The sequence below is a fragment of the Phenylobacterium sp. genome (assembly GCF_016793225.1).
GTDB lineage: Bacteria > Pseudomonadota > Alphaproteobacteria > Caulobacterales > Caulobacteraceae > Phenylobacterium.
In genome coordinates this window covers 1-6,782 of sequence record NZ_JAEUMN010000037.1, presented here as the reverse complement: position 1 = coordinate 6,782, position 6,782 = coordinate 1, and the positions used below count along the sequence as shown (strand labels likewise).

9 protein-coding genes are annotated in these 6,782 nt (G+C 72.3%); all 9 read left to right on the top strand.

The window, feature by feature from the left end; all coding sequences use genetic code 11:
• The coding region (locus tag JNK30_RS04120) for a TrbG/VirB9 family P-type conjugative transfer protein (RefSeq protein WP_293480451.1) at positions 1-582 on the top strand (582 nt) is incomplete at its 5' end.
• Positions 579-1,703, top strand: a complete 1,125-nt coding sequence (locus JNK30_RS04115) for a TrbI/VirB10 family protein (RefSeq protein WP_293480449.1) — start codon at positions 579-581, stop codon at positions 1,701-1,703. The genes JNK30_RS04120 and JNK30_RS04115, both read left to right, overlap by 4 nt.
• Complete coding sequence (locus JNK30_RS04110) at positions 1,700-2,194, top strand: S26 family signal peptidase (RefSeq protein WP_293480447.1); 495 nt, start codon at positions 1,700-1,702, stop codon at positions 2,192-2,194. Before JNK30_RS04115 ends, JNK30_RS04110 begins: the two co-directional genes overlap by 4 nt.
• Positions 2,188-2,772 carry a lytic transglycosylase domain-containing protein gene (locus tag JNK30_RS04105; RefSeq protein ID WP_293480445.1) on the top strand — a complete coding sequence of 195 codons (585 nt, stop codon included), beginning with the start codon at positions 2,188-2,190 and terminating at the stop codon, positions 2,770-2,772. Before JNK30_RS04110 ends, JNK30_RS04105 begins: the two co-directional genes overlap by 7 nt.
• Positions 2,769-3,050: a hypothetical protein gene (locus JNK30_RS04100; RefSeq protein WP_293480443.1), complete on the top strand. Its 282-nt coding sequence runs from the start codon at positions 2,769-2,771 to the stop codon at positions 3,048-3,050. The genes JNK30_RS04105 and JNK30_RS04100 overlap by 4 nt, the downstream gene beginning before the upstream one ends.
• Positions 3,051-3,053: 3 nt before the next feature.
• Entirely contained in the window at positions 3,054-3,467 is a 414-nt protein-coding gene (locus JNK30_RS04095) for an AlpA family transcriptional regulator (RefSeq protein WP_293480442.1), read from the top strand.
• Positions 3,468-3,587: 120 nt separating this feature from the next.
• Entirely contained in the window at positions 3,588-4,955 is a 1,368-nt protein-coding gene (locus JNK30_RS04090) for an MBL fold metallo-hydrolase (RefSeq protein WP_293480440.1), read from the top strand.
• Complete coding sequence (locus JNK30_RS04085) at positions 4,952-6,472, top strand: thymidine phosphorylase family protein (RefSeq protein WP_293480438.1); 1,521 nt, start codon at positions 4,952-4,954, stop codon at positions 6,470-6,472. Before JNK30_RS04090 ends, JNK30_RS04085 begins: the two co-directional genes overlap by 4 nt.
• A 3-nt stretch (positions 6,473-6,475) precedes the next feature.
• The coding region (locus JNK30_RS04080) for a ribose-phosphate pyrophosphokinase-like domain-containing protein (protein WP_293480436.1) at positions 6,476-6,782 on the top strand (307 nt) is incomplete at its 3' end.

Genomic DNA, 6,782 nt, shown 5'->3' with positions numbered 1-6,782 from the left:
GGCGAGACGATCATCTCGAAGGCCGCCGGGGACACGGTCCGGTGGCAGATCGGGGAGACGCAGTCGGGGGAAGGCCCCGGACAGCGGGCCCACGTCATGATCAAGCCGCTGCAGCGGGGCCTCGAGACGAACCTCGTCCTCGCCACCAGCCACCGCGTGTACCTCCTGGAGCTTCGGAGCGGCGCGCCCGAGGCCTTCAACACCGCCATCACTTGGGACGTGGGCGCGGTGCTCGACACAGGCGCGCCCACCGCGCCGAGCCCGCCGCCGGGGTTGGTGGCGCCGCAGGGGCCGCTCGACGCTCGCTTCCGGATCGCCGCGAAGGGGCGGCGGCCCGCCTGGACGCCGACGGCCGTGATGACCGACGGCGTCCGCACCTTCCTGACCTTTCCCACAACGGTCACCGCCGCAGAGGCTCCGGCGCTTTTCGCAGTCGGACCGGACGGTCAGGCCCAGCTCGTCAACTATCGCCAGCAAGGCGGACTCTGGGTTGTCGATCGGGTGCTCCAGGCCGCCGAGCTGCGGGTGGGCGGGCGGCGCGCGCAGGTGGTCCGCATCGAACGCATGGGAGGCCCCTCATGACCGTCGCCGGGCCATCCGACGCTGCCGGCCCGACGCCGAAGACGCCGATGCCTCCGCTGGAGACCCGCGCGCCGAGGCCGCCCGTCGTGCGGCTCCGCAAGGGTGTCGTCGCCGGCGCCGTCATGGCGGCCTCCGGCCTCGTGGCGGGGTCGCTCGCCTGGGCCTTCATCGTCCAGCCGGAGCTGCGCGCCCGGGCGCATGAAGCCCGCCTGGAAGGTCGCCCCAGCGAGGTGCGCGGCGCCGTGCGCCCAAGCGACCGCGTCACCGACGCGCCCGCCACCTATGCTGATCTCGACCGCCTGCCGGAGCCCCGACGGCTGGGAGGCCAGCCCGAGAGGGCGAGGTCCCAGCCGACGGTCGCCAACCGCGCCGCTGCGCCCCAACGTCGCCCGGCTGCCGACGGCCTGACGGAGGAGGCCCGTGGTTCAGCTCTGTTCTTCGGAGGCGAGGGTGTTCGCGGCGCTGCGCCGGCCGGCCCGAATGGGGGCGGAGGCGGACCCCGCGGCGACTACGGCGCCGTTTACAACACCCATGAGCTCCTCCCGCCCCTCAGCCCCTACGAGGTCAAGGCGGGCGCCGTCGTCCCCGCGGCCCTGCTGACCGGGGTGGACACCTCACGCGCCGGGCCAGTCACGGCCAGCGTGACGGAGAGCGTCTTCGATACGGTCTCGGGACGACACCTGCTCATCCCACAGGGCGCACGCCTGGTCGGGCGCCACGAGGGGGAGAGCCGGCACGGCGACGCGCGCGTCTTCATTGTCTGGGATCGTCTTATCCTGCCCAACGGCAAGAGCCTGGTGCTGCCCAAGGAACCCGGCGTCGACGCCCAGGGGGCGATCGGCGCCAAGGGCGAGGTCGATCGGCGGCTGTTCCCGCTCGCGGTCGCGACCCTGTTCGCCGGCGCGATCACCACCCTGGGCCAGGCGGCGCGCGACCAGGACGACCGATCCGGCGGACTGCTGGGCGACGCGGGCGACGCCGCTTCGATCGAGGCGGCCCAAGTGGGCGGCAAGCTGCTGGACCGGGAGCTGCAGGTACGCCCGGTGGTGCGCTTGCGCCCCGGCGCCCGGGTCCGCGTCTTCATCACCCGCGACCTCATCCTGGAACCCTACCGGCCATGACCCGCCGCCGGACCCACCTTCTCTTCGCGGCCGGCATCGTGACGTGCGGTCTGGTTGCCCTTCCGCGGGCCTGGCCGGCGCCGTGGCTCGTCAACGAAACGCCGAGCCTGCCGCGGGGTGTCTATCTGCGAACCGCCGCGGCGCCGGCCGCGGGCGCGATCGTAGCCGTGGCGCCTCCGGCCTCGGCCCACCCCTACCTCGCCGGTCTCGGCGCCTCCGCCCGGGCGCGCCTGCTGAAGCGCGTCGCTGCGGGACCGGGCGAGGTGATCTGCCGCGAGGGCCAGCGCCTGAGCTGGTCGCGCGGCGAAGTGGCCGCCCTGTTCCGGGACCGGCGCGGGATTGCGCTGCCCGGCTGGCGGGGATGCCGGCGCCTTGGGCGGGACGAGTTCATGGTCCTGGGGGACACCCCAACCAGTTTCGACAGCCGCTACTTCGGCCCCATCCGCCGAGCGGCGATCGAAGGCGTCTACGTGGAGGCATGGCGATGGTGAGGTCCTGGTGTCTCGGCGGCCTGCTGGCGATGCTCCTCGGCGCCCCAGCCATGGCGGAGCCCGACTGGGGCCGCGCGGGCGGCGCGATCTTCGTCGGCGCGGCGCCGGCAGCGCCCGCGCCCGCGGAGGCGTCCCAGCTCCCTGAAAGCCGGCAGCCCTACGATGCGGCCGTGAGCGAGGCCGCGGCCCGGCACCGGATCGACCCGAAGCTGCTCCACGCCCTGGTGACCGTCGAGAGCGCCTACCGGCCGCAGGCCGTCTCGACGGCCGGCGCCGGCGGGCTCACCCAACTCATGCCGGGGACGGCCAAAGCGCTGGGCGTCTCCGACCGGTTCGACGTCGACGCCAACCTCTCCGGAGGGGCCGACTATCTGGCGCGGCAACTCGTTCGGTTCGGCGACCTGCGGCTCGCGCTCGCCGCCTACAACGCCGGCCCCGAGCGCGTGGCGAGGCTGGGGCGGATTCCGCAGATATCCGAGACCCAGGCTTACGTGACCGGCGTGGTCGAGTGCTATCTGGTCCTGTCGGCCGGCCGCGCCGTACGCAGCGCCCGAGATTGCCGTGGTGCAGGCCGATGAGCGACAGCGAGAACATGGCGGCCCGGTCCGGCGAGCAGGATATCGACCTTCTGACCCGCAAGGAGGCGTCCGCCTACCTGGCCCGTTTCAACATCGCCCTGAAGCCCGCGACCCTGGCGCGCATATGGTCCGTGGGGGGCGACGGCCCGCCGTGCCAGCACATCCGCCGCAAGCCCTTCTACCCGCGCGGCGACCTGCGGGCCTGGGCGGAGGCGCAGCGCACGGCCCTGCGGCGCTCGCGCCACCGCGGCGGCGGGGCCGACGCGACGGCGAGGTGATGCATGCCCAACTGGAAGGACTTCGTCGATCCGGATGCTCCCAGCGGACGCTACCTGCGCTGGAAGGAGGTCGAGCGCAGCGCCGGCATCAGCCGAACCACGGCCTGGCGCCTGCAGCGTGCCGGCGACTTCCCGCGGCCCTACGTGATCTCGCCAGGACGGGTAGGTTATCTCGAGGCGGAGGTGGAGGCGTGGCGGAGGTCGCGCGGGCACCGGGGCGCCGAGTCTGCCGTGCCTCGTCCGCGTCTCGTCGCCACCGCGACCCCGGCCCGGCCGCCGTCGTCCTCGAAAGCGCCCGCCGCGCAACCTCCTGCGGATCGCGGCCGTCCTGCCTTGGCGCGCCCTCCCGCGCCGAAACAGCGGCTTGCGAGGGCGCGACGGCCTGCAACGCACGCTCAGATGCAACTCGATCTGTAGCCGCGTCGCGCCAGATGCGGCGAAGCCCGTGGGGCACGCGGGAGCCCACTCGTGCTTGATACAGCGCAAAGCCATGTGACTCACACTCACTATCATCCTGGCCTCTGGACGGGAGCGCACATGGGTAAACTCACCCTTACGTCGCTGGGTGGCGCGGGGACGGTCACCGGATCGAAGCATCTGCTCGAGCTCGGCGGCCGGCGCATCCTGGTCGACTGCGGCCTCTTCCAGGGCCTCAAGGCGCTGCGTGAGCAGAACTGGGCGCCCCTGCCGGTCGATCCGGCGTCGATCGACGTCGTGATCCTCACCCACGCCCACCTCGACCATTGCGGCTATCTGCCCAAGCTGGTGCGAGAGGGTTTTCGCGGCGACATCGTCTGTTCCGCGGCCACCGCGGACTTGGCCGAAATCATCATGATGGACAGCGCGAAGATCCAGGAGAGCGACGCCGATTTCGCGAACCGCCACGGGTTCTCGAAGCACAAGCCCGCCTTGCCGCTCTACGGCAAGCATGACGCGGAGAACGCGGTCGAACGGCTGAAGCCGATCGGCTTCGATACCCCCACCGACCTCGGGCATGGCGCGCAGCTGACCCTTCGCTATGCCGGCCACATCATCGGGGCGGCGATCGCCGAGGTCCGATGGGGCGGCAAGACGGTGGTCTTCTCCGGCGATCTGGGCCGCTACGGCGACCCGATCACCCCCGATCCGGCGGCGATCCCCCGCGCCGACTACCTGCTGGTGGAGTCCACCTATGGCGACCGGCGGCACGAGGCGGTGGCGCCGGCCGAGGCCCTGCAGGCGATTATCGAGCGGACGACCGCGCGCGGCGGCACGGTGGTGATCCCGGCGTTCGCCGTGGGGCGCGCCCAGGAACTGCTCTATCATCTCTCCCAACTGAAGGCCGCAGGCCGCCTGCCGCTGACGCCCGTCTACCTCGACAGTCCCATGGCCATCGATGCGAGCGACCTCCTCTGCCGGCATGGCGCCGATCACAAGCTGACGCCCGAGGCGTGCCGGGAGGCCTGCGCGGTGGCCACCTACACCCGCGACGTGGAGGATTCGAAACGCCTGTCCTCGAACCGGATGCCCAAGGTGATCATCTCCGCGAGCGGCATGGCGACCGGGGGGCGTGTCCTGCACCATCTCAAGGCCTACGGGCCCGACCCCCGGAACACGGTCCTCTTCTCGGGCTATCAGGCCGCCGGAACGCGGGGACAGGCGCTGATCGGCGGAGCCCGCGAGGTCAAGATTCACGGACAGTGGATCCCGATCCGCGCCGAGGTCGCGAATCTGCCGATGCTGTCCGCGCACGCCGACGTCGACGAGATCCTTCGCTGGCTCTCCGGCTTCGAGCATCCGCCGACCCGCACCTTCATCGTCCATGGGGAAGGTGGCGGGCCGATCGGCCTGAAGGCGCGGATCGAGGAGGACCTCGGGTGGCCCTGCACGATTTCGGCCCAGGGCGAGGCGTACGTGCTGTCGTGATTGCCGACGCCCAGACGATCTCGGCGCCCACGCTGAAGGCGCGGCGGCTGGGGTTCTTCACCCAGCATGACGCCATCGTCCTGATGCGCGCGGACTGCCACGTCTGCCGTTCAGAAGGCCTCGGGCCCCGCTCCCAGGTGCTGTTGGCCGCGCAGGGCCGCGAGGTGCTCGCGACTCTCTATCAAGTGGCGGACGGGCTGCTCAAGCCGGGCGAGGCGGGCCTCTCCGAAGCGGCGTGGGAGCGGCTGGGCGTCGCCGACGGAGCGGCGCTGACGGTGCGCCATCCGCCCCCGCTGGGCTCCCTGTCGGCGATCCGCCGCCGCATCCACGGACATCGGCTGGACCCGGCCGACCTGCGGTCCATCGTCCAGGACATCGCGCTTGCCCGCTACACCGACGTCCACCTCTCCGCCTTCCTGACCGCTTGCTCGGCCCTGCCGCTCGACCTGGGCGAGACGGTCAGCCTGACCCAGGCGATGATCGAGGCCGGCGAGCGGCTGGCCTGGGACGCCCCGATCGTCGTCGACAAACACTCGGTGGGCGGGCTGCCGGGCAATCGCACCACGCCGATCGTGGTGGCGATCGTCGCCTCGCACGGCCTGGTCATGCCGAAGACCTCGTCCCGGGCGATCACCAGCCCGGCCGGCACCGCGGACACCATGGAGACCCTGGCGCTGGTGGATCTGGACGTGCCCGCCATGCGCCGCGTGGTCGAGCGCGAAGGCGCCTGCGTGGTCTGGGGCGGATCGGTCCGTCTTAGTCCCGCCGACGACATCCTGATCCGGGTGGAGCGGGTCCTGGACATCGACACCGAGGGCCAGCTCATCGCCTCCGTCCTGTCCAAGAAGATCGCGGCGGGATCGACCCACATCGTGATCGACATACCGGTGGGCGCCACGGCCAAGGTGCGCTCCGACGACGCGGCCGCGGACCTGGCCGAGCGCCTGGCCCATGTGGCGCGCGCCCTCGGAGTCACCGTGCGCTGCGTCATGACCGACGGCGATCAGCCGGTCGGACGCGGCATCGGCCCGGCCCTGGAGGCCCGCGATGTGCTGGCGGTGCTGAGGAACGATCCCACCGCCCCGGAGGATCTGCGGCGGCGCGCTTGCGGGCTTGCGGGCGCCGCGCTGGAGCTCGCGGGCAGGGCCGCGCCCGGCGAAGGCCTGGCGCTCGCCGAGGCCACGTTGGCCGACGGCCGGGCCTGGACGAAGTTCCAGCGGATCTGCGAGGCCCAGGGGGGCCTGCGGAAGCCGCCCGTCGCCCCCCTGACGCGACCGATCCTGGCGCCTCGCGCGGGCCGGGTCGTCGGCATCAACAATCGAACGCTGGCGCGACTGGCGAAGCTGGCGGGGGCGCCGGACGCCAAGGCGGCGGGCCTGACCCTGCACGTGCGCCTGGGAGACGAGGTGGGGCAGGGGCAACCGCTCATGACGGTCCATGCCGAGGCGCCGGGGGAGCTCGCCTACGCCCTCGAGTTCGCCGGGGCCAATCCCGACATCGTCGTTCTGGAGGCCTGAACCATGCGCCTGGTCTTCGCCCTGCCCGGCAACGAGGCCTTCGCCGCCAGGCTCGCCCAGGAGACTGGCGCGGAGCTGGGCGAGCTCGAAACCCGCCAGTTCCCGGACGGGGAGCACTATGTCCGCCTGCACACCGATCCGGCCGGTCGCCCGGTCGACATGGTGTGCAGCCTTGTGCGCGCCGACAGCGTGATCCTGACGCTGCTGTTCGCCGCCGCGGCGGCGCGGGCGCAGGGGGCGGCGAAGGTGACGCTGGTCGCGCCTTATCTCGGCTACATGCGCCAGGACACACAGTTCAAGGCGGGCGAGG